The sequence below is a fragment of the Iodobacter violaceini genome, from assembly GCF_011601265.1.
GTDB classification, from domain to species: domain Bacteria; phylum Pseudomonadota; class Gammaproteobacteria; order Burkholderiales; family Chitinibacteraceae; genus Iodobacter; species Iodobacter violaceini.
Map to the genome: position 1 here is coordinate 88635 of NZ_JAAOLX010000012.1, position 23870 is coordinate 112504.

A 23870-nucleotide genomic window follows, 5' to 3' on the forward strand; every position below is an offset into this window, starting at 1 on the left:
TATCCTCAATACGCCCAACTCTGAGGCCACTATGAAAGCAAGCATCATTATCCTGATTGCCATGATTTGGGGAGGGCTGCAATTTGGTACTGGCGGGGCCTTGGGCGCCGGGCTGCTGGCTTTTATTACCTATATTTTTTTAAGCAAAAAAAACCCTGCACCGGAGCAAGACTCTGAAACCTCTGCCAGCGGGGATCATTCTCCCCTCCCGCCTGCCCCCGGCAATACGCAGATCAACAGCGCCCCAATGAGCCTTGAGCAAAGAGTGTTGCAACTGGAGCAATCTCTAGCCACCCTGCAAAACGAAATGCAGCAGCTTAAAGCACAAAACAGCAGCCAGATCAGCCCGGCTTTTGAAGCCGGCAGCACGCCCGTATCAGCAGCTCCCCCCGCAGAAAGAAGCCTGCCAGCATCCCGGCAGGAAATCACACCAGAAATCAGCACCGCGCCTTTTAGCCTGGAAATAGACGATCCTTCAACAGCCACGCCTTCTGAAACCAATGCAGCTGATATGGCCGCTGCGCTCAATACCTTCGGGCAAACAGCAAGCAGCCCCATCCTTAGTGAATCGCAAGACTCAGCAGATCTCTCTTCCACCGTGCCACCGGCAGCCGCCGCCACACCCAGCCCGCAAGCCGCGCCAAGCCGCCCTGCACCGCCGCTCCCCCTACAGCCAGCAGAGCCAGACTGGCTCAGCGTGCAATTATCCAAAGCCTTTCAAATGGGCAAAGACTGGCTACTGGGTGGCAATACCGTGGTGCGGGTCGGGATACTGATCCTCTTTTTTGGCCTGGCGTTTTTGCTTAAATTTGCCGCCGACAACAGCATGCTGCCAGTGGAGTTTCGCTTTGCAGGCACCGCCATTGGTGCGATTGTGCTGCTGACTATTGGCTGGCGATTACGGGACAAGCGCCGCGAATATGCTTTGATTATGCAGGGCGGTGGTGTGGGCGTGCTGTATCTCACCGCTTTTACTGCGCTGAAATTTGCTGTGATTCCGGCCGGATTTGCGCTGGCATTTTTGGTACTGGTCGGTGTGTTTTCGGCCATTTTAGCCATCAAACAAGACGCCAGATCTCTGGCAGTGATGGGTATTACCGGTGGCTTTTTAGCGCCGATTCTGACTTCCACCGGCCACGGCAGCCATATCGCCCTGTTCAGCTATTTTGCCCTGCTTAATGCCGGTATTTTTGCGATGGCCTGGTATAAAACATGGCGGCCGCTTAATCTGCTGGGCTTTGTGTTTACCTTTGGGATTGCCACCAGCTGGGGCGCACTTAAATATAAGCCTGAGCTGCTCGCCAGCACCGAGCCTTTTTTAATCTTGTTTTTCTTGTTTTATGTGGGCATTGCCCTGCTCTACGCTCTGCGCCAGCAAGTGGCACTCAAAAGCTATGTTGATGGCACGCTGATTTTTGGTACGCCGCTGGCCGCCTTTGGCCTGCAAGCCGCTCTGGTCCATGATATTGAATTTGCGCTCGCTGGCAGCGCCGTCGTGCTCTCTGCTTTTTATCTGTCGATTGCACAGTTTTTAAGGGCAAAAAAACGCGACGGGCTGCGTTTGCTGTTTGAAGCCTTGCTTGCACTGGGCGTGCTGTTTGCCACACTGGCTATTCCGCTGGCCTTTGATGCCCGCACCACCGCCGCCAGCTGGGCCGTTGAAGCCGCTGCCATTATCTGGGTGAGCCTGCGCCAGCAACGTTTACGCTCGCTCTGCTGCGCCCTGGCTTTGCAAATCATTGCAGGCATCGCCTTCTTTAACCATAGCGGCCCCTTAGCCGACAATGCCTTAGCCATACTGAACAGCGGCTATATCGGCGGCCTGATGCTGGCGCTATCGGGGCTGTTCAGTGGCTATTTAATGCAAAAAGAAGCCGCTCTGGCATGGTTTAAGCCAGGAAAAATGATTTCACCCCTTCTTGCTGCATGGGGATTGCTGTGGTGGACGGGCGCAGGCCTGAATGAAATCTGGCAATTTATTATCCCCACCGAGCAGTCCTCAGCCATCGCCCTGTTTGCCGCATTCAGTGCGCTGCCCGCCAGCTTTGCTTGCAAAAAATGGCAATGGCCGCTGCTGCGCCTGCCCGCTCTGGCACTGTTTCCTGTGCTGGCGCTGATCAGCATGCCGGTATTAGCAACACACCTTCACCCACTGGCGGGCTGGGGCCTGCTGGCATGGCCGCTCACCCTGCCTTTGGCGCTTTATTTATTGTGGCGGCATGAAGACTCCGATCAGCAAGCACTGCCCATTCTGCACACCGCCGGTATTTGGCTGACCAGTATTTTAATTGCCGCCGAACTGGCCTGGCTGATTAGCAAGGCCGCACCCGAAGGCGTTTGGCGAACTACCGCATGGCCCATTATCTGCGCCGCAGTGCTTTGGCTGCTGGCGGGCTACGGCAGTAAAATACGCTGGCCGATTGCGCGTTTTTCCCAAAGCTATTTTATTGCGGGCGCGGCACCGCTGGCGGCAGGTTTGCTGCTGTGGGCACTGTTTGCGCTGGGCAGCGATGGCAATCCTGACCCGCTGCCGTATTTACCGCTGCTTAACCCGCTCGATATTGCCCTTGGATCAGGCGTGGTGGCGCTCTTGGCCTGGAAGCGAAAATTACTGAGCTTACAGTTACTTGATCTATCCAAATGGACTGCCCCTGTTTTGCTGACACTGGGGTTTCTATGGCTTAACGCCGAACTACTCAGAGTATTCCACCATTTTGGCAATGAGGCTTACAGCCTGACGACGCTGATTGATTCGCTCAGGATACAGGCGGTGTTTGCGCTATTTTGGAGCGGCATCTCTGCATTGGCGATCATTGCACTGAAACGCTTTGCAAGAGAAGAATCTTACGCCCCGGTGGCGACTCGCCATGCGCTGCGCGGCTTGCTGCTGGTGCTTTGGGCATGGCTATTGGCGGCTAACTTTAGTGATGGCAGCTTGCTCAATGTTCGCTACCTGCCGCTGCTTAATTTACTGGAGCTGGCACAACTGGCAGTTCTTGGCGCGCTGTATCTGGCGTGGCGTGATTTCAAACCGGCGTCCGCCGATGCCGAACTACCCAACTGGCTGGCTTACGTCGCCCTCGCTACCTTATTTATCTGGTTTAACGGTGCCTTGCTGCGCGGCCTGCATCATCTGCTGGCCTTCCCGTTCTCCCTGCCCGAAGCACTGCATTCCAGCAACTTACAACAGATTCTGATGCTGGCCTGGGGGCTGTTTTCACTGGCTGCGCTGCAATTTGCCAAACGGGCCAGCATGCTGCGCCTGCTGGCCATTGCCTGCGCGCCTGTGATGCTGGTGATGTGGTTATGGACTTTCTACGCCAACCTCAGCCAGGCCGGCAGCCGCTGGCCGCTGATCAATCCGCTCGATTTAATTCAGATCGGCATCTTTGCCCTGCTGGCGCTCTGGCTCTACCGCGTGGACAAACTGCGCGGCGGGCTGCCGGTGCAATGGCTCAAGATCGGCACCGGTGCCACGCTGTTTGTCTGGCTGAACGGCGTATTGCTGCGCACCTTGCATCATTGGGGCGATGTGCCCTATCAGCTGGGGCCACTATTGCAATCAACGCTGGTGCAAGCTTCGCTTTCCATATTCTGGACGGTACTAGCCTTTGGCTTAATGCTCTATGCCACCCGCAAGACCGACCGATCACTCTGGTTTAGCGGTGCTGCACTACTCGTCATCGTGGTCGGCAAGCTCTTTATGCTCGATCTGTCCAGAATCAGCGGCATAGAGCGCATCATCAGCTTTATTGGCGTAGGCGTCTTACTGCTCATCATTGGCTATTTATCGCCGCTGCCGCCTAAAAAGGAAGAGCCATGAGATTAATAATCTGCACGCTGATCTTATGCACCAGCCCCCTGGCTTTCGCAAAAAAAACCACGCCAGCTCCTTTGCCTTCACCTCTGACGCCCGCGGTTTTCAGCCATCAGCAAGCGTTGTTATTAAGCGAATCGTCGCCCTTTTACCGGCTGGATGTGCCTGTCACGGTATACCAGTTCAGCCAGCGGGCCGACTTAGGCGATTTGCGGGTCTTTAACACGGCAGGCGAGCTGGTGCCCTATGCGCTGGAAACAAGCGCAGCGCCGCAGCAAAATCAGCTCAGCCAGACTGCCCTGCGGTTTTTTCCTTACGGCAGCAAGGCCAGCATTGAACAGCGCGATGTCTCTATTGAGATCCGCAGCGACGGGCAGCTGAGCGCGCAGAGTCATACTGTCAGCAGGCAGCAACAGCTCAGCTATCTTGTTGACGCCTCGCAAATCAAAGGGCAGCTTGAGTCGCTGATTCTAAGCTGGCAGGAAGCCAACTATCAGGGCCAGATCAGGCTGGCGGCCAGCGACGATTTGCAACAATGGCGGGCGCTGGGCAGCACTGAAATTATCCAGCTGGATTATCAGGGGCAAACGCTCAGCCAGCCGAAAGTGGAATTGGGTGGCATCCGTGCCAAATACCTGCGCATCAGCAGCGACACCCCGCTCACGCTAAAAGAAGTGCGCCTGCAATCATCCATGTCGCAATCTGCCCCGGTAAAAAGAGCATGGCTGGCCCCTGTCACCGCACAGCTTAAACAAGCCGGAGAATATCAATTTGATCTGGGCGTGCACGCACCGGTTGATAAGCTGGAGCTGGCCTTGCCACAGCTCAACACGGTGGTGCAAGCATCGCTGGCCAGCCGCGCCAATCTTGCCGAGCCATGGCAAAGCGGGCAAAGCACCACGCTTTACCGCTTACAAGGCAAAACAGGCGAAGCCCACAGCCCTGCACTATCCATCAGCCCCAACAACCATCGCTACTGGCGTTTAAGCGTAAATCAAAGCAGTGGCGGACTAGGCCAGGGCCTGCCGCAGCTGAAAGCAGGCTGGACACCCCAGCAAATCGCCTTTGTCGCCCGAGGGCAAGCACCATTTGTATTGGCCTTTGGCAATGCACGAGTCAGCAGCGCGGCACTGAATACTGAAGATTTAATTATTGGCAACGTGGTGGCTTCAGCAACGGCCGGCGCTTTGCTCACTAAAGCCGCCGCTCCGGCCTCAGCCGTCGCCAGCCCACCCTCATCCGCCCGCAGTTACGGACTTTGGGCTGCGCTGGTTTTGGCAGTAGGGGTGTTGGGTGCGATGGCCTGGAAACTGATCCGGCCAGCAGAGGAGTAAGCCATGTCTGATCACTTTTCACAGGTTTCAGCACACTATTTCACAAGCAGGCCACATTACCCCAAAGCTCTTTTTGAGTGGCTGCCAGGTTTATGCCCTGAGCGACAACAGGCATGGGATTGTGGTGCGGGAAGTGGCCAAGCATCCTCTGATTTAGCCTTACACTTTAAATCTGTGCTGGCCAGTGATATCAGCCAGGCACAGCTGGATTTGCTCCCGGAAAATCCAAAGATATTTACCCGGTGCACCAGTGCAGCAAATAGCCAGCTGCCCCCCGATAGCGTGGATCTTATTTGTATTGCCCAGGCACTGCACTGGTTTGATCTGGATGCTTTTTATTTGGAAGCAAAACGAGTTTTAAAAAAAGAGGGCCTGATTGCCGCCTGGTGCTATGGCACGCCCATCATTGGCGATGAGCACATTAATCAATTATTCCAGGACTTTTATCAAAACGGCGTGGGCGCTTATTGGCCGCCAGAGAGAAAACACGTTGAAAATGGCTATACCGGTCTGCCTTTTCCATTTGCCCGGCTAAGCAGCCCCAATTTTGAGCTGAGAGAAAAATGGCAGCTTGAGCAATTAATGGGCTATGTACAAAGCTGGTCGGCCACTGCACGTTTTATTCAGCAGGAAGGCTACAACCCCGTGAATACACTCAGGACTGCTTTAGCTGAGCTGTGGCTGTCGGAAATCACCGTTATCTGGCCGCTTACCTTATTAGCAGGCCGTGCAGCTTCTTAGCCTTTATTTATTTTACGTATTTTATTAACAATTTATTGAGTTCGCCAGAGCGTTTCATTTGCTGTATTTCTTTATTTATTAGATCTCTCAGCGCTTCGCCCAGCGGGTCTTTTTTGGTAAAGATCATATGGAATTTATTTTCTTCCACGCCCGGCAATATCGCCATACCCAGCTGGGCATCACCTATAAAATCGTAGGACCCAACCTCGCCCATTCCTGTAATCGCTTCAATATCCTCGGCAAAAACATCGATGCGGCCAGCATGCAGCATTTTAACTAAAGCAATATAATCTACCGTTCTGCTTATCTTTTCTTTATCCACATCCACCAGCGCAGAATAGGCATAGCCGTTAATACCCCCCATTTTGTAATTATTTAAATCAGCTTGCGATTTAATATTCAGTCCTGTGGGGTGTATTTTTTTAGAGTAAAAATAATAATAATGCGTCTGATAAAATGAATCAGAAAAAAGATATGCCCGCTCACGATCCGGGTTTTTTGTTGCATTTAATATCATCTGATATTGCTTACCCTGCCCCACCTCAAACAAACAGCGTTTCCATGGCAATAATTCAATTTTATATTTAATTCTGTTTTTTGCAAAAACAGCCTGTATAACATCAACAGAAAATCCTTTAACATTCTGAGTTTTAATACCCTCTTCCCGTTTATAGTAGGTATAGGGCGGCCACTCTGCCACATCATCGCAGATATTAATTACGGGCCATTCAGCCGCACAGACGGAAGCAGAAAGAAATAATAAAAGCAGGTGATAGAAGAACATAAGGCCTCCACTGAAATTTATGCCAGTGTAGACCATATATAAATTGAGATAATCATCTCAGACAAATAAGCCCCCCCCAAACCCACAGCAAGGTCCGGGGGAGTTTAAATCTTTATTTATTCATTTCACGCTGACGGCGGCTTTCAGCAAGAATAATCCCGCTGGCAACCGATACATTCAGGCTTTCTACCGAACCAAACATCGGGATAGATACCAGCGTATCGCAGGATTCACGTGTCAGGCGGCGCATGCCTTCGCCTTCGTTACCCAATACCCAGGCCAGCGGGCCGGTTTGGTTGAAGTGGTGCAAGTCGGTTTTGGCATCTGCATCCGTACCGACAATCCAGACATTCTGGTCTTTCAGATCACGCAAAGTACGCGCCAAGTTAGTAACCATAATGTAAGGAATTACTTCGGCAGCACCGCAAGCCACTTTAGATACGGTAGCGTTAATGCTTACCGATTTATCTTTAGGTGCAATCACGGCATGTACACCCATCGCATCGGCCACGCGCAGGCAAGCGCCCAGATTATGCGGATCGGTAATGCCATCCAAAATCAGCAAGAATGGCGGCTCGCTCAGGTCTTCCAGTACGTCTTCCAGCACCACATAGGATTTACCCGCATCGATCATGGCAGCTACCCCCTGGTGGCGGGCGTGACCAGTCATGCCATCCAGGCGGGCGGCATCAACCATAATCACATGCACGCCCTGCTGCTCTGCCAGTTTCAGCAGCTCTTTAGCACGCGGGTCAGCACGGTTACCATTGAAAAACAGCTCTAAAACGCTGTCCGGAAAACGCTTAACGCGTGAAGCAACCGCATGAAAGCCGTGAATTAATTTTTTTTGCATCAGTTCTGTACCTAATAAAACGCCGGCCCTCTTTATAGATCACCATCATCAGCCGCTCTTCAGGCGTTTTTCAAAATGGTTTATAAAATGGAGTCGGCTGTTACCAGCCCTTGCCGGGCCAGATAAATCTCGAGATCATCTGCCGATAATGCACGGGAATATAAATATCCCTGCACACTTTGGCAGCCACTTTTGCGCAAGAATAACATTTGTTGAGTCGTTTCTACGCCTTCACCCACTACAGAAAGACGTAATTTTCGCGCCATGGCAATAATTGCCTCGGTAATGGCCGCATTCTCCGTGTCTTCCGGCAGCCCCTCGACAAAGGAGCGGTCAATTTTCAGGCTATCAATCGGGAAATGTTTCAGGTTTGAAAGCGATGAATAACCCGTACCAAAATCATCAATAGCCAGCATCACGCCCATGGCTTTCAGCTCATTCAGGGTCTGCACGGCGCGTTGCGGATCTTGCATGATCATGCTTTCAGTAATTTCAAGCTCTAAACGGGAAGCAGCAAGGCCCGTATTTGCGAGCGCGGTTTTAACCTGCTGCACCAGATTGGCTTTTTGAAACTGGCGGGGCGATAAATTCACCGCCACATGGGGAATATTAAATCCTGCATCCAGCCAGACACGCATTTGCCGGCAAGCCTCAAACAACACCCATTCGCCAATGGCAACAATCAGGCCATTTTCTTCTGCAAGCGGAATAAAGCTTACGGGCGGCACCAGACCAAGGCTGGGATGATTCCAGCGGATCAGGCATTCCAGACCACTTAAGTGCCCGCTTGCCAGATCAATTTTAGGCTGATAATGCAAACAAAATTGCTTACGCTCTAAAGCATGACGCAAGCCGTTTTCCATCATCAAATGCTCTAAAGCCATATCATTCATATTGGCGGCAAAAAACTGCACATTATTCTTGCCGGTTTCTTTTGCCCTGTACATTGCCACATCTGCATTTTTAAGCAGCGCAGCAGGTGTTTTGCCGTCGCCCGGATAAACGCTGATCCCAATTGAGCAACTGACAAATAATTCCTGACCATTAATCAAACAAGGCTGAATCAAAGCCTGACGCAAACGCTCTGCCACCTGGCCCACCTGCTCAAGGCACACCGTATTTTCAAGTAAGATGGTAAATTCATCACCGCCGATCCGGGCCAGCACATCATTTTCATTTAAAGCATTTTGCAAGCGCTGCGCCACAATCACCAGCATCGCATCGCCCACTTCATGGCCCAGCGTATCATTAATCGTTTTAAAGCGATCCAGATCAATAAAGAGTACCGCAAACGGGTTATCTTTTGCCCGCTGCACCGCGCTGTGCAGCTGATCCTGCAAAGCCATCCGGTTGAATAAGCCAGTCAGCGGGTCATGATTTGCCAGATGAAACAAGCGCTGCTCAGCTTCTTTTCTGTGGGTGTAATCAGAAAAAACACCCACGTAATTACTCATTCCGCCCTGCTCATCCCGCACCGCGCTGATAGACAGCCAGGCAGGATAAGTTTCACCATTTTTCCGCCGGTCTTCCATCTCGCCCTGCCAATGTCCATAAGCCTGCAGCTCGGAGAGCATGGACTGATTAATGGCCCGCCCGCTGCCACGCTGATTAAACATCCGGGAAACACGGCCAATGGCATCCGCAGAATCAAAACCTGTAATCCGGCTGAAAGCGGGATTTACCGCCACAATTCTGGCGTTGGCATCGGTAATCAGAATACCTTCACTTGCATTACCAAACACCTGAGCAGCAAGGCGGGTGCTTTTGGCTGCCACAAATTCTTCCTGATTTGACGCGGCCAGCACCACCCCGGTCACCACCACTGAAAGCAGCAGCAATAAGTTCGATAACAAACCGCCGGGCCACACCGAACCTGAATGGGAAAAAATGGCCAATAAACCGACCACAATCCCAAGCACACCATTGCCCACATGGCCTAAGCGAAGGGCAGACCAAATCATCAGCGGAAACAATAAAAACATCAGCTCCTGATAGCCATGAAACTGCCGCAACAAAATGGCACCAAAGCTGGCAATAGCCACAATCAGCATCATTTCAGGCAAACGACCAGACCAGACCATCGCTTTTTGGTGTAATAAGCCAAGGCAAAGAGGAACAACAATCAGAATAAATAAAGCGTCGCCCAGCCACCATGAAACCCAGTCAGAAAAAAGGGCTACAGAAGGAAGGGGAAAGAAAACACTTTGAATCAAAACGCCACAGCTTGCCCCAAAGAAGGCGCCCACAAGCGGGCCGGCAATGATTAATCGCAAACTGTCTTTAACCCTCAGCTCGCCATCCAGCACAAACCGGGGCAATAAAGAAACAATCAGTAAAGGCTGCAGAACCTCAAGTAAAGAGAGCTGCACCACACCCCACAGAGGGTAACCTTGTAAAGCTGGCAACAGCCACGAAACGGATGCAATCGTCAATAAAGTACGTGAACCGCATAATAATAATGCCGCAACACCTACTCCGGTATGTAAGTTAAATAAATGCTGCCCCGATGACAACTTCCAGCTAAGAAAACTAGACAGGCTATATACTGAAGCAATAAGAAGCTGCTGTAGCCATGGCCTACGCATTAATATTGCTCTCCCCAAAACTAATTATTTTTTAGATACCTAACAGGCAAATCTAATATTTGGTAAGCATCATTAGATAGTTACCCAAAAAAATCAAGCCCCAGCTTTCTCAAACAGATCAGGCAGGACGGGTATAATCCGCCACTACGCTTTCTAAGAATGCCATCTGCCATGACACTACCTGCACTTCCACTTAACGGCCAACGTACCCAAATCAATGCCTTACATGGCTCTGGTGATGCTTTGGCATTAAGCCATTACGCCGATGTTTCGCATCCGCTGGTGGTGTTTACATCCAATGCGCAGGTGGCCAGCCGCTTAAAAGAAGAGCTCAGCTTTCTGGCTCCGCAAAAAAACATCGTACTTTTCCCGGATTGGGAAACGCTGGCCTACGATCATTTCAGCCCTCACCACGATTTAATCTCTGAGCGGCTGGCGGCTTTATGGCAAATTCGCCAAAACCAGGCAGATGTCGTGATTGTGCCGGTACAAACGGCGATGGGTGTTTTGCCCCCTGTAGAATATCTGGCGGCTTACACTTTCTTCCTGAATAAGGGCGAGAAGCTTGATGCAGATCAGCTGCGTGCCGATATGGCCTTTGCAGGCTACAGCCACGTCACCCAGGTTTATGGCCCGGGTGAATTTTCAATTCGTGGCGGGCTGATTGATTTATTCCCCATGGGCTCCACCCTGCCTTATCGGCTGGATTTGTTTGGCGACATCATTGAAACCATCCGCACCTTTGATGTGGATACCCAGCGCAGTCTTTATCCCGTGCCAGAAATTCGCCTTTTGCCCGCACGCGAATTTCCACTGGATGAAAAGGGCCGCAACCAATTCAGGCAGCGTTTTCGGGAAGTGTTTGAAGGCGACCCAAGCAAGGCGCGTATTTATAAAGAAATAGGCAACGGCAGCACCCCGGCCGGGATTGAATACTATCTGCCGCTGTTTTTTGAGCAAACGGCCACATTATTTGATTACCTGCCCAAAGATGCCGTGTTGGTGCAGCATGGCGAGCTATTGCAAGCTGCCGAGCAATTTTGGGCAGAAACCAGTGATCGCTACCGAAATTTATCCGGTGACAAAGAGCGACCGATTCTCCCGCCCAAAGATCTTTACCTCAGCCCTGATGCATTATTCAGCGGTTTAAAAAAACACCGCCGTATCGAATTTATCAGCGGCGAATCAGCCTTTACCACCGCCCTGCCCGCACTAAATGTAGACCGTCGCAGTGACAACCCAATCAGCAAGCTTACCGATTTTATTGCCAGCTACAGCGGGCGTATTTTGCTCTGCGCAGAAAGCCTGGGCCGCCGCGAGACCATGGCGCAGTTTTTTGCCGAATATGGCTTAAAACCTAAGCTGATCGAAAGCTGGGCCGATATCAAAGCCAGCAAAGATAAAGTACTGCTGACTGCCGCACCGTTTTATAACGGCTTTATCTTAAATGACGGCCCTTTAGCCATTATCACCGAAGCCAATCTTTACGAGATGGTGGCGCAAAGCCGTGGCAAGCGTCAGCAAAAACGCAGTAATACTGACGCAATGCTGCGCGATTTATCTGAGCTAAAAATCGGCGATGCCGTGGTACACGAAGGCCACGGTATTGGCCGCTACTCTGGCCTGACCAGCATGGACCTGGGCGAGGGCGAAACCGAGCTGGTGGTAATTGAATACGCAGGCAACGATAAGTTGTATGTACCCGTTAGCCAGCTGCACGTCATCAGCCGTTATTCTGGCGGCAGCGCAGATGCAGCCCCTTTGCACAAGCTGGGCAGCGGCAGCTGGGATAAATCCAAGCGTAAAGCCGCCGAACAAGTCAGAGACACTGCCGCCGAGCTGCTTAACCTTTACGCCCGCCGCGCTGCGCGTAAGGGCCACGCCTTTGAATGGGATTTCCACGATTACGCCGCCTTTGCCGCAGGCTTTGGCTTTGACGAAACCGCCGATCAGGCCGCAGCCATTGAAGCCGTACTGGTGGATATGCGTATTGATAAGCCAATGGATAGATTGGTGTGTGGCGATGTAGGCTTTGGTAAAACCGAAGTAGCGCTGCGTGCCGCCTTTGCCGCCGTAGCAGGTGGCAAGCAGGTGGCTGTGCTGGTGCCGACCACCCTCTTGGCCGAACAGCACTTCCAGACCTTCAGCGATCGCTTTGCTGACTGGCCAATTAAAGTAGCCGAAATCTCCCGCTTCAGAAGCGCCAAAGAAGCCGCCGCAACGATGAAAGGCATGGCGGAAGGCACGGTTGATATTGTGATCGGCACGCATAAACTGGTGCAGCCGGATGTGGAATTCAACAAGCTGGGCCTCGTGATTATCGACGAAGAACACCGTTTTGGTGTGCGGCAGAAAGAGCAGCTTAAAGCGCTGCGCGCCGATGTGGACGTACTCACCCTCACCGCCACACCGATTCCGCGCACCTTAGCCATGAGCCTGGAAGGTTTGCGTGACTTTTCCGTTATTGCCACCGCGCCGAATAAGCGCCTGGCAGTTAAAACCTTCCTCGCCAAATTCAGCGATGGCATCATCCGCGAAGCGGTACTGCGCGAACTAAAGCGCGGTGGCCAGGTGTTCTTTTTGCATAATGAAGTCGACACCATCGACAATATGCGCGAAAAACTCACGGCGCTCTTGCCCGAAGCCCGCGTCGGTGTGGCCCACGGTCAGATGAGGGAGCGCGATCTTGAACATGTGATGCGTGACTTTGCCCAGCAGCGTTTCAATATCCTGCTTTGCACCACCATTATTGAAACCGGGATCGACATCCCTAATGCCAATACCATTTTGATGAACCGCGCCGATAAATTTGGTCTGGCGCAATTGCATCAAATGCGGGGCCGGGTAGGCCGCAGCCATCACCAGGCTTACGCCTACCTGCTGGTCCCTGAGCCAGAGGCGCTCAATGGCGACGCTAAAAAACGCCTTGAAGCCATCCAGATGATGGATGAACTGGGCGCTGGCTTTTACCTGGCCATGCACGATTTGGAAATCCGTGGCGCGGGTGAAGTGCTGGGTGATTCACAATCCGGAGAAATGCAGGAAATTGGCTTCTCGCTCTACAGCCAGATGCTGAAAGAAGCGGTTAAATCGCTCAAAAAAGGCATCGAGCCGGATTTATCCCAGCCCCTTGGCGTCACCACCGAAATCAATCTGCGTGCTCCGGCCCTCTTGCCCGCCGAATACTGCCCGGATGTGAACGAGCGGCTCAGCCTCTATAAGCGGCTGGCCCATTGTGAAAGTAATGAAGATCTGGATGACCTGATGCAAGAGCTGATCGATCGCTTCGGCCTCTTGCCTTCACCTGCCAAAGTACTGCTCGATTGCCACCGCCTGCGTATGATTGCAGGCACACTTGGCATTGCTAAAATCGACGCCGCCGATAATGCCATCGTAATCAGCTTTACCACTAATACCGTGATCGAGCCGATGAAAATCATTAAGCTCATTCAGAACAAAAAGAATTACAAAATGAACGGCCAGGATAAATTGCGCGTAGAAGGCAGCTGGCCGGAAAGCACTCTGCGTGTGGTCAGAGTAAAAGAGCTGCTGCATGAGCTAAGCCATTGATAAACCCGCAGGGCAGGCACAGATGCGTGCCCACCCTGAGATAACTTCTACGAACGCATACAGAGCCCAAATGAACTCAGAATCCAGGACCACACCTCCCAATAACCTGCCCCGCTACCGCTTAATCACCGGCCCGGATGACGCCAGTTTTTGCCACAGAATCAGTGAGGCACTGGCGATGGGCTATCAGCTGTATGGCTCGCCCGCTGCAACTTTCAACGGTCAGAATGTCATCGTTGCCCAGGCTGTGCTCTGGCCTTCACTTTAAGTTTTTATTTGCAACACCCACATCAATAAGCCTCTATGCCTCTGACTGATAAACTCTCTGCCCTTCATTCTGACGATCTGCCCATCCTTTACGCCTTGGCACTGTTTCAAGAGCCCATTCCGCAGGTGCGTCTGATCACGCTGATGCAGCTGCGTAAAGAAAAAAAAGCCAGTGGCGATGCTTATGATCAGCCCGGAGTTAAAGCGAGCCTCGCGCGGCTGATGCTGCAAAAAATGGTGACCTTACAAGCCGGCATGGGTTATACACTGGAAGACGAGTTTGTCTTTCCTGCCCTGTTAAAGCTGAAACAAAGCGGCTGGCTGCCCAGCTGGGTGGGCAGTGCGCGTGATCTGCTGACCCAGCAACACGAATATTCGCCATGGAAAAACTATCCGGAAGATTTTTGTCAGCGCGAAATTATGTTTTCCGCTTTTTGCGGGCAGACAGATCTTGCCAATGAATGGCGGCAGCGTTCGGGTCTGGCCGACAAACTGACACAGCGTTTTTTCGCCCGCGAAAGCGGCCAGATTTTATTCGGACTTTTAGACGAAGAAATCCAATGTCAGTTATTGCTGGATGCCCTGCAAAGCAGCGCTTGGTATCTGACGGATTGCAACGCCATTTATCAGTACACCATCAGTCTGTTTGAACAACGTTTTTATGAGTGGCCCCTGCTATCTGCCCAGCTTGCTGCCCATGCCATGCTGCGTGGTGATTTTGCCCAGCTCAGGCTGATCCAGCAGAAAACCCCATCGCAATTTCTGGCTGAAAACTTAGCCGCTCTCGCCACCCTGCGCGGCGAATACAGCATTGCGGCAGAAATTTATGACACTCTGCTGAAAGCACTTAAACAGGCCAGCGGCAAGCGCAAGTACTTTTTAACGGATACCAACGGCCTGCTCTATACCGTGGCGCTGCTGGGTTTAAACACACAGCCCAGTCTTAAGCTCGCTAAGGCACAAGTGGATGATGGCTATAAACAAAAACACGCTTATTGCTACTATGCCCTGCATCCCCTTGTCGATCACCTGGCCCAAGGTACACCACTGATCAGCGCCCGCCCTGGCTATAACCATCAGCCCAATGATTGCGATGGCCTGTTTGAAGCACTGGCACTGTTTTGGCAAGACGCCGCAGTGGATGATAACTGGTGCCAGAAGCTGATCAGCGCCAGAACAAAAGCCAGCAAAAATGGCTATCAATGGGTTGCCGCCGAACTGGATGTGGTGCTTTTCCAGCAATTTGCCACCCCGCTGCTTTACCCCGGCTGGCATGCAAGCCTGCAGCTCACACCATTAATTTCCGCTATTTCGCGGGAAGAAGGCTGGCAGCGGGCACTGATAGCACTCAGCCAGCTGAAAGCGGGCACCCCCGCCAGCACCAGTGATGCACGAATTGCATGGCTGGTCGATGAAGACCACGGCGAGATCCGCATTGATCCGCGCGAGCAAAAGAAAAGCGCCAAAGGCATCTGGAGCAAGGGCCGCGCCGTGGCGTTGCGCCGCATGCTGCAAGAGCAGGACACCCTGCCGGGCATGACGGATCAGGACAAACGTGTCGCCAGCTGTATCAGAAAATCCTACAACAATTATTACGGCGGCAGTGACTACGAGCTGGATGCCGAAGCCGCGCTCAGCCACCTGATTGGCCACCCCGCGCTATTTTGGTTTGATGCACCCGATGTGCGCATCGATATTGCCAAAGGTGAAGTGGCACTGCTGCTCAAAGAAAAACAAGGCCAGATCACCCTGCAACTTGATCCGGCCATGGATAGCAATGCCGCCATGGTGTGGAAAAAAGAAACCCCAACCCGTTTAGTCATTTACAGCTCCAGCGCCGAAATCAAGCAAATCGCAGGTATTTTAGGCAGCGGGCTGGCTGTGCCGGTGGCCGCCAAAGCACAGCTGGTAGACGTGATCACCGCCATTGCCCCGCATATTGCCATTCATTCCGATTTGCCCGAGCTGGCTGCCCATGTGGAAAGCGTGCCCGCAGATGCCACGCTGTATGCGCATCTTTTACCGCTGCAGGAAGGCCTGCGCATGCAGCTCCTGGTGCGTCCGCTCGCCGGTGGCAGCTGGATGACGCCCAACAAAGGCAGTACCAATGTGCTAGGGGAAATCGAAGGCAAGGCCGTACAAGCCGTCCGCGATCTGGCGGCAGAAAAAAAACAACTTAAACGCGTGGTCGATGGCTCACCGACCCTCAGCCAGGCCGAGCAAAATGGCATTGAGTGGGAGCTGTTCCACCCAGAACTTTGCCTGGAGCTGCTGGCCGAACTAAAAACCTTTGGCGAAGACACCCTGCAACTGGTCTGGCCCGAAGGCGAGCGCTTCCGCTTAAACAGCACGCGTGGCCTTGCGCAAATGTCACTGACCGTTAAGAAACAAGGCGAGTGGTTTATAGCGGGCGGCGAGCTGACGCTGGATGACGGCCGTGTGCTGGCCCTGCGCGAATTGCTGCAGATGATGGACAAAGCCGAAGGCCGCTTCCTGCCGCTGGGCGATGGTGATTATCTGGCCCTTACCGCTGCCTTTAAAAAGCGCCTCGATGAGCTGCGTGTGCTGGCCGAAATCAATAAAGACGGCCTGCGTGTCAGCGCCCTCACCGCACCGCTGCTGGCTGAGCTGGCCGGTGAAGTGGGTGATTTGCAAAGCGATGCCGCCTGGCAAGAGCAAGTGGCCAAGCTCGATGCTTTGGCCGATTTTCAGCCTAAAGTGCCCTCTACCCTGCAAGCCACCCTGCGCGACTATCAGCTGGAAGGCTTTCAATGGTTATCCCGCCTGGCCCGCTGGGGCGTGGGGGCGTGCCTCGCCGATGATATGGGGCTGGGCAAAACCGTGCAGACGCTGGCGCTGCTCTTAACCCGCGCGCCGCAAGGCCCGGCACTGGTCATTGCGCCGCTTTCGGTGGCGCTCAACTGGCAGGCCGAAGCGCTGCGCTTTGCGCCAACGCTGAAAGTACAGACTTATCACAGCAACCGCGATCTCAGCGACTTAGGCCCTTTTGATCTGGTCATCGCCAGCTACGGCATGCTGCAGCAAGACAGCGAAGCTTTTGCTGCCCGGCACTGGCACAGTGTGGTGCTGGATGAAGCCCAAGCCATTAAGAATTCCGCCACAAAACGCAGCCAGGCTGCAATGGCGCTCAATGCCGATTTCAAAATCATTGCCAGCGGCACGCCGGTGGAAAACCACCTTGGCGAACTCTGGAATCTGTTCCGCTTTATCAACCCGGGCCTGTTGGGATCAAAAGAGCGTTTTGCCGTCAAATTCAGCGGCCCGATCGAGCGCGGTGATAAAACCGCCAAACAGCATTTGAAAAAACTGATCCAACCGTTTATCCTGCGCCGCACCAAGACCCAAGTGCTGAGCGAATTACCACCGCGCACCGAGATCACGCTGAAAGTCGAATTATCCAAAGACGAGCGCCATTTATACGAAGCACTACGTCAGGAAGCGGTAGAAAAACTCGATGCCGCAGGCGCAGATGAAAACCGCGCCATGCGTGTGCTGGCCGAAATCACCCGTTTACGCCGCTTTTGCTGCAATCCTAAGCTCACACTTCCCAATTCAACCTTAGAAGGCAGTAAACTCACCGCCTTTGGCGAAATTACCGAAGAGCTGCTGGAGAACAATCACAAGGCGCTGGTGTTCAGCCAGTTTGTCGATCATCTGGCAATTGTGCGTGAATGGCTGGAAGAAAAAGGCATCAGCTACCAATATCTGGATGGCAGCACACCGGTACTGGAGCGCAAAAAACGCGTGGATGATTTTCAGGCCGGAACAGGGGATGTGTTTTTGATCAGCTTAAAAGCCGGTGGCACAGGCTTAAACCTGACCGCCGCCGATTATGTGATTCATCTGGATCCATGGTGGAACCCCGCCGTTGAAGACCAGGCGTCTGACCGGGCGCACCGCATGGGGCAGCAAAGACCGGTAACGATTTATCGCCTCGTGGCGCAAGACACCATCGAAGAGCAAATCCTGGCCCTGCATGCAGAAAAACGCGATCTGGCCGACAGCCTGCTCGAAGGCGGCGACGCCACAGGCAAGATGGATACGGCAGCGTTATTGGGATTGCTGCGAGGTGGGCAGATTTAGGTTTTAATAGCAAGCAACTTTTTTAATTGAATTGGAAATACAGTATGTCAGCACTAAAGCAAGCCGAACTGGAACGCCTGGATGCGTTTTTGATGTCTGAAGCCACCGGCGCAGAGACCATGGATCTGGAAATGATCGATGGTTTTTTTGTTGCACTGGCGATCAGCCCGGAACAAGCGCCGGAAGAAGAATGGCTGCCCCATATCTTTGAAGGCCAGGCACCTGAATTTAAAGATGCGGAAGAAAAAGACGAGATTATTGGTTTAATCCGCCGCCACCACGCTGCCATTCAGGCCGCTTTCTCGCTGAAAGCGCGCAATAAAGAAACCGAAGCGCCTTTATACGTGCCTATCGTGCTGCAAGACGAAGGTATTGATGAAAAATGGCGTGAAACACTCGGCGCGTACTGGGCATCGGGCTTCAGAGCAGGTGTCTTGCTGCGCGAAGACCTCTGGCAGGATACGCTGGATGAAAACGAAGACCTTTACGAAATCGTTGCTAAAATTCTGACCCTGGAACTGGGCCATCATCCTGATGACGAAGAGCTGGTGCTCAGCGTCAACGCCCGCGACGCGCTGATTGACGAGCTGCCATGGCTGATCGAAGACGTGCTGCACTGGTGGCTGAATCAGCAATTTGGCAAGGTAGAAACCATTGTGAACGAAGGCCCAAAAATCGGCCGCAATGATCCTTGCAGCTGTGGCAGCGGCAAAAAATTCAAAAAGTGCTGCGGCGCATAATTAACACAGAATAAGCCAGCAAAGAGGAAGAGGCACACTATGCTAAAGATAGATTTTAGTGAGCTTGCACCATGAAACGCCTCATCCTCCTTGCTTGTCTTTTGGCTTTGCCCTGTGCAGCCAAAGAAACCGTCAGGCTTTGCTTTGATAACGAAGATGCCTACCCCAGCACTTTAAAAAATGGTACGGGGTTCAGCTTTCTGCTGCTCAACACCGTGGCTGATCAGCTTGACATCCACTTTATTTACAACCCACTTCCCTGGAAGCGCTGCCTGAAAGAAGTTCAGGCAGGCAGCTATGACGGCGTAATTGGCATCGCCTATTTGCCCGAGCGGCGCAGCATCGCGGCCTATCCGCTCAATAGCAAAGCAGACCCCCTGCACGAGCAACGCTTACTCACCACCACCCGCTCTGTTTACCGGCGTAAAGACAGCAAAAATGATTGGGATGGGAAACAATTTTTCCCTCTGACCGGCTCAGTGGGTGTGCAAGCTGGCTATATGGCCGCCAGCATTTTAAAAAAGCGACAAATCCCCAATGAAGACAGCTCTCAATCTGTAGATGATTTATTCAGAAAGCTTAGTGTGGGGCTGATTCAAATTGCGGTGGCCGAAGAGCGCCAGGGGGACAGATCACTTAAAACCCATCCTGAATATGCAAAAGAAATTGAAAAACTTCCACAACCTTTTTTAATCAGTGATTTATTTCTGGCTTTCTCTTATTCATTTCAAAACAAAAAAACCAAATTAAGCCAGGCCATATGGCAAAACATCGCCATTGTTCGTGAATCCAGCCAATTTAAAAGCGTGATACAGGAATAAAACCAACACCACCTCTTTCTCGCAGCAGGCCGCAAGTTTCGTTACAATCAAGCCCTTCGCCCCAAGCCCTGCAGAGAATTGATATGTACCGTCTTGTTATCCAAGCACCAGAAATCGCTACGCAAAACTTAAAACAACTCGCCCGTTTATCTGGCGCGCACAGCATAGAAGCGATTCACCAGCAGGCGTTTCGTTTGCAAGGCGCGGATATCGCAAATGAAGAAGCGGTGGCCGATTTTTGTGAATCCAATCAGCTGGATTTTGCTTTTATCCCGGAAGACACCCGCGTGCAGGATATTGGCCTTGTGGTAATGGATATGGATTCCACGCTGATTACCATTGAATGCATCGATGAAATCGCCGGTATGCAGGGCATTAAAGCAGAAGTATCGGCCATTACCGCCAGCGCCATGCGCGGCGAGATTGATTTTAAAGAAAGCCTCAGCCGCCGCGTGGCCCTTCTGGCAGGATTAGATGAAAGCGCACTGGAGCGCGTTTATAGCGAGCGGCTTAAACTCATGCCTGGCGCAGAAGCCATGCTCAAAGGCTTTCATGCAGCAGGCGCCAAAACACTTTTGATTTCGGGCGGATTTACTTTCTTCACCGAGAAACTACAAGCAAAGCTGGGCCTCACACGCACGATTGCCAATGTATTAGAAATTGAAAATGGCAAACTCACAGGCAAAGTGACTGGCGACATTGTGGATGCAGAGCGTAAAAAATCTGAGCTGATCAAATACCGGGCCGAGCTGGGCCTGCGTGCCGATCAGGTGGTTGCCATGGGCGATGGCGCCAATGATTTACCCATGCTTAAAGAAGCAGGCTTTGGCGTAGCCTGCCATGCCAAACCACTGGTGCAACGCGAAGCGCCATATTGCATTAATCAGGTGGGATTAGACGGAGTGTTGAATTACTTTATTTAAGGCCCGGGGACAAAACCCAGGTACTGAGATACGCAGGGCGGGCACAACATCGTGCCCGCCCCTGCATTTAGATCAGTGAATCACCACGCACATCACTCGCATCGCCCTTTACGTGGCAAATAGCGCAGCCAGTCCGCCTTAATTTGCGCTTCCTGAGCCATACCAGAGGCCACCTTCGGCGCATCATGCGTAGCCAGCAAGCGCAAACACCAGCGTGCTCCCGCCTGATCTTTCATCCGCATTTTGCTCAAAAATGGCTGGCTTTTGTCCCCAAGCACTAACAACGCCTTGCCCTCTTTAAACCCCAGCCGCCAGCCATCCTGCACCACGGTGCCAGCGTAGCCACCCGCAATCATTTCCAGCCACGGCTGATCACCATTCAGTAATCGCAAACGGCTGACCGGCCCGGCCGGGTGAAGCGCACGCTCTGCCAGCAGCTGCGTACCTTCAGGCAAGGCGCGCCAGGCCAGCGGCCAAGGCACAACCATGGCCTCGCCCTCAGCCAGCCTGAAGTACGCCGTCCCCGCCTCCAGCCTGGCCGATTCCACTTCGCCAGAAAGAGGCTTCATCGCACTCGCCCCGCTGATCTGCAGCGCAGCCCCCTGAGCAAACCCTGCCACACACAGCAGGGCCCAAACCCAGTCAGCGCGCACGATGGCGCATCGCAGCAAAGAAGGCCGCCGATGGCTTAGCTTCAGCCGCCCAGCGCTGCTTATCGTTCAGAATTGGATTAATCGCCACTTTACTGCTCCTTTGCATGGATACGCCGCTATTGCCACTTTCTACGCGTGCAAAAGCTAAATTTAAATTAGCCCAATCATTGTGATCACGCAAAAGCCCTTTAATACCATCATTATTCAGATCCAAAGCATAATTAACCGTGCTTTGTTTATTGTCTAAATCCCAATCTGCATAGACACCTGCAAACCGGCCACGCCCAATTAAGGCCGCTTCATTCAAGCTGTTTTCATCAAGAGTACTGCCCGTTCCATCGGAATAATCAATCCGGAAACGATTACTGCATGGCCCGCCTTCAAGCTTGCAGAGTGAACCCCAACTAAAACCATTTGCCTCTATTTGAGAAAAATAACGCTCTACAGGCGATATTGATTTGGGTGATGAGCCCAGGCCCTGTAACTGGTACAGATAATTCATCACACTATAGTAATTAGGCTTATTATTTGTGTCCTCATTACCGCCATGTTTCAAGCCTAAATTATGCCCTAACTCATGCATAATCGTACCCGCCTGAAAATTGATTAACTGATTCATTTCCTCAGTGGAATCGGCATTTAAACCCCATCCCCCTAAAGTAACGATAAAGTCATTACCCACAACTTCGGCATAACCAGAAGACCCCATACTGCCATCAGGCTCTTGTGAATTAGCCATTAATAAGTAATGGAAAACCTGCTTGCGGCGAATATCCATACTCAGGTTTTTATAATCATAAATCGATGCGCAGCCTGCAGATGAATTAATCCCCAGGCAAGACTGATACGCCACTTCATTTCTTGAATTTAAAAGGCTACCGCCAAGATTAAAATCCGCCGCACTAAATTTTGTACTATATAAACTGCCTGTATCAAAATGCACCGCTATATTTCGCAATTTAAAAGCATCCACCACTTTTTGCAGCGCTTCTTTCCTGGGGGTAATTCCTAAATCTGCCGACTTCATATGATCAATTTGAATGAAAATATCCGGCTGATTTGCTCTTGCCCCCATTGCAAAATAATCAATCCCCCCAAATGTGCCACCTGCAACTTCAGCGCTATCCGGGATACCGTCTTTATCAGTATCTGTGGCATAAGCAGGCACATCATTAGGGCCACCAGGGGTAGAAAACGGCACAACAGCCCAGTCCTGCGCACTGCGCGTATTGCCTTTAACCAGCTCCGTACGCGCCAGGGAATAGCCATAATCCCAAACAAAGGAAGGAATACTTACAGCATTTCCCCCTGCCCAGGCGCCTGCCGTCAATGGCTGAGCCTGGCTATTACCAAAGCGAACAAAATCAAGCGTTACGCCGCCTTTAACTAATTCGATTGCACCGCTGTCACTCCAATCGGGCACCTTAGACTGATTACTCACATAAGCAATTTGATCCGTACTCTGCATGGCATCATCACTTTTGCCCGCCACAATAAAATACGCACCCGGCTTAATCACCATTGTTGTAGGCAAATCAAACGACGTCCAGCCAGACCATGATGAAGTGCGCAAACTCACCCCATTCAGTGATACATCCTGAACACCGCTATTGTAAATCTCTAACCATGCCCCCTTCCCGGTGTCATAATTACTCGAAACCTCACTAATAAGTAATGTTGAGCTTAAAGTTGGCCCCGGTGCAGGCGTGGGTGTTGGTAACAGGCTTACAGGTGGCAAAGTTGGAACAGGCGTCGGAACCGTCGTCGGCACTAAAGTGGGGGGCTGAGCCGGCACAGATGTCGTAGCAGGAGATGCACTGCCTGAATCTCCCCCTCCGCCCCCACCACCGCAAGCCACTAATATCACACTCAAACTTAAACCCGCCAAACGCACGCCATACTGCTGGAAACGATCGTTATTCATTTACTTTCTCAAAAATGACCTGGTCAAAAAAGGTACTATCCCAATACGTGGCGGCTAAAACACGGCCAGTGTTTAAGGATTTTCTAATGCTTGCGCAGCCTACACCAATGTCATTACCGAACCAATCATTTTCTTGTGTAAAATTACTAAAAACTGACTAAACATAAATAAAAACCCAAATAATGCTTAGTTGCATGGCAGCTAAAGCTAATGATTGATCAATCCTATATACATCAATTAATCCAATGGCATAAAAATCAAACGAATGTGCCTGCTTTACTGCTCAACTGCTATGCAATTTTCGTTTAAAAAATCCCATATTTTTTACATCCCCAGTTTTTATCTATATTCCCCAGCCAGATCTCCCTATGAATCGATGAATAAGGCCAATCAACCGCCTTTGTGACTAACCATGCTTCACCGGATTGAAGTAAATATACGCAACATGTTTTTCTAAATCGTCATCATCTCTAATTAAGTGTTCCCAATAACGGCGCTGCCATATTCCACGCTCACGTTTTAATTTTCTGCTTTGCCGGATAAGCTCAGTTTTTGGTATCGATCTGGAAAAAGCAGCTTTAATCAAAGCCCAACGCAATGGGAAATCAGCATCTCCAACAGGTAAGCGCCAAATAGCATGCAAATGATCTGGCAATACCACACACGCAATAATCCCGAAAGGGTGAGATTGCCGGATTTTTCGCATTGCTTCACGCAGCAAATCAATTTTCTTCACCAATAAAGTGCTTTTTCT

The 23870-nt window shown here is 51.7% G+C and carries 15 protein-coding genes; 9 read left to right on the forward strand and 6 right to left on the reverse strand.

Translation table 11 applies throughout. The annotated features are described in order from the left end of the window. Positions 1–31 precede the first annotated feature (31 nt). From HA050_RS18970 to HA050_RS18980, 3 genes are read left to right on the forward strand one after another with little or no spacing between them, the layout of a single operon-like run. On the forward strand, positions 32–3823 hold the full coding sequence (locus HA050_RS18970) for a DUF2339 domain-containing protein (RefSeq protein WP_166829732.1): 3792 nt from the start codon (positions 32–34) through the stop codon (positions 3821–3823). Next, entirely contained in the window at positions 3820–5151 is a 1332-nt protein-coding gene (locus HA050_RS18975) for a DUF3999 domain-containing protein (protein WP_166829735.1), read from the forward strand. The genes HA050_RS18970 and HA050_RS18975 overlap by 4 nt, the downstream gene beginning before the upstream one ends. Before the next feature lie 3 nt (positions 5152–5154). Next, positions 5155–5892, forward strand: coding sequence for a class I SAM-dependent methyltransferase (locus HA050_RS18980; protein WP_166829738.1), 738 nt, complete (start codon positions 5155–5157; stop codon positions 5890–5892). Positions 5893–5899: 7 nt separating this feature from the next. On the opposite strand, the gene HA050_RS18985 is transcribed toward HA050_RS18980, so the two are convergent. The 3 genes from HA050_RS18985 to HA050_RS18995 form a co-directional block, all read right to left on the reverse strand. Further along, a complete protein-coding gene (locus tag HA050_RS18985; RefSeq protein WP_166829741.1) occupies positions 5900–6676 on the reverse strand; it encodes a substrate-binding periplasmic protein in 777 nt (258 codons plus the stop codon). Between the two features lie 112 nt (positions 6677–6788). Next, positions 6789–7532 carry a 23S rRNA (guanosine(2251)-2'-O)-methyltransferase RlmB gene (gene rlmB, locus HA050_RS18990; protein WP_099396299.1) on the reverse strand — a complete coding sequence of 248 codons (744 nt, stop codon included), beginning with the start codon at positions 7530–7532 and terminating at the stop codon, positions 6789–6791. A 77-nt stretch (positions 7533–7609) separates the two neighbouring features. Continuing rightward, positions 7610–10114: a bifunctional diguanylate cyclase/phosphodiesterase gene (locus HA050_RS18995; RefSeq protein ID WP_166829744.1), complete on the reverse strand. Its 2505-nt coding sequence runs from the start codon at positions 10112–10114 to the stop codon at positions 7610–7612. A gap of 171 nt (positions 10115–10285) precedes the next feature. Here HA050_RS18995 and mfd point away from each other — a divergent pair, with 171 nt between their 5' ends. The 6 genes from mfd (at position 10286) to serB (ending at position 20539) form a co-directional block, all read left to right on the forward strand. Beyond that, positions 10286–13684 carry a transcription-repair coupling factor gene (gene mfd, locus HA050_RS19000; protein ID WP_166829747.1) on the forward strand — a complete coding sequence of 1133 codons (3399 nt, stop codon included), beginning with the start codon at positions 10286–10288 and terminating at the stop codon, positions 13682–13684. Positions 13685–13754: 70 nt separating this feature from the next. Beyond that, a complete protein-coding gene (locus tag HA050_RS19005; protein WP_166829750.1) occupies positions 13755–13952 on the forward strand; it encodes a DUF1737 domain-containing protein in 198 nt (65 codons plus the stop codon). A gap of 35 nt (positions 13953–13987) precedes the next feature. After that, the gene (locus HA050_RS19010) at positions 13988–18055 is read left to right on the forward strand and encodes a DEAD/DEAH box helicase (RefSeq protein ID WP_166829753.1); all 4068 of its coding nucleotides are present in this window, start codon (positions 13988–13990) and stop codon (positions 18053–18055) included. A 44-nt stretch (positions 18056–18099) separates the two neighbouring features. Continuing rightward, positions 18100–18795, forward strand: coding sequence for a UPF0149 family protein (locus tag HA050_RS19015; RefSeq protein ID WP_166829801.1), 696 nt, complete (start codon positions 18100–18102; stop codon positions 18793–18795). A gap of 71 nt (positions 18796–18866) precedes the next feature. Further along, positions 18867–19616: a substrate-binding periplasmic protein gene (locus tag HA050_RS19020; protein ID WP_166829756.1), complete on the forward strand. Its 750-nt coding sequence runs from the start codon at positions 18867–18869 to the stop codon at positions 19614–19616. 83 nt (positions 19617–19699) lie between these two features. Beyond that, entirely contained in the window at positions 19700–20539 is an 840-nt protein-coding gene (gene serB, locus HA050_RS19025; protein WP_166829759.1) for a phosphoserine phosphatase SerB, read from the forward strand. Between the two features lie 92 nt (positions 20540–20631). Here the strand turns inward: serB and HA050_RS19030 are convergent, their stop codons facing one another. The 3 genes from HA050_RS19030 to HA050_RS22210 all read right to left on the reverse strand — a co-directional run bounded on the left by HA050_RS19030 (position 20632) and on the right by HA050_RS22210 (position 23852). Then, positions 20632–21192, reverse strand: coding sequence for a hypothetical protein (locus HA050_RS19030; protein WP_166829762.1), 561 nt, complete (start codon positions 21190–21192; stop codon positions 20632–20634). Then, entirely contained in the window at positions 21182–23116 is a 1935-nt protein-coding gene (locus HA050_RS19035; RefSeq protein WP_166829765.1) for a lamin tail domain-containing protein, read from the reverse strand. The genes HA050_RS19030 and HA050_RS19035 overlap by 11 nt, the downstream gene beginning before the upstream one ends. 406 nt (positions 23117–23522) lie before the next feature. Then, the gene (locus tag HA050_RS22210) at positions 23523–23852 is read right to left on the reverse strand and encodes an REP-associated tyrosine transposase (protein ID WP_308418918.1); all 330 of its coding nucleotides are present in this window, start codon (positions 23850–23852) and stop codon (positions 23523–23525) included. Between the last annotated feature and the right edge of the window lie 18 nt (positions 23853–23870).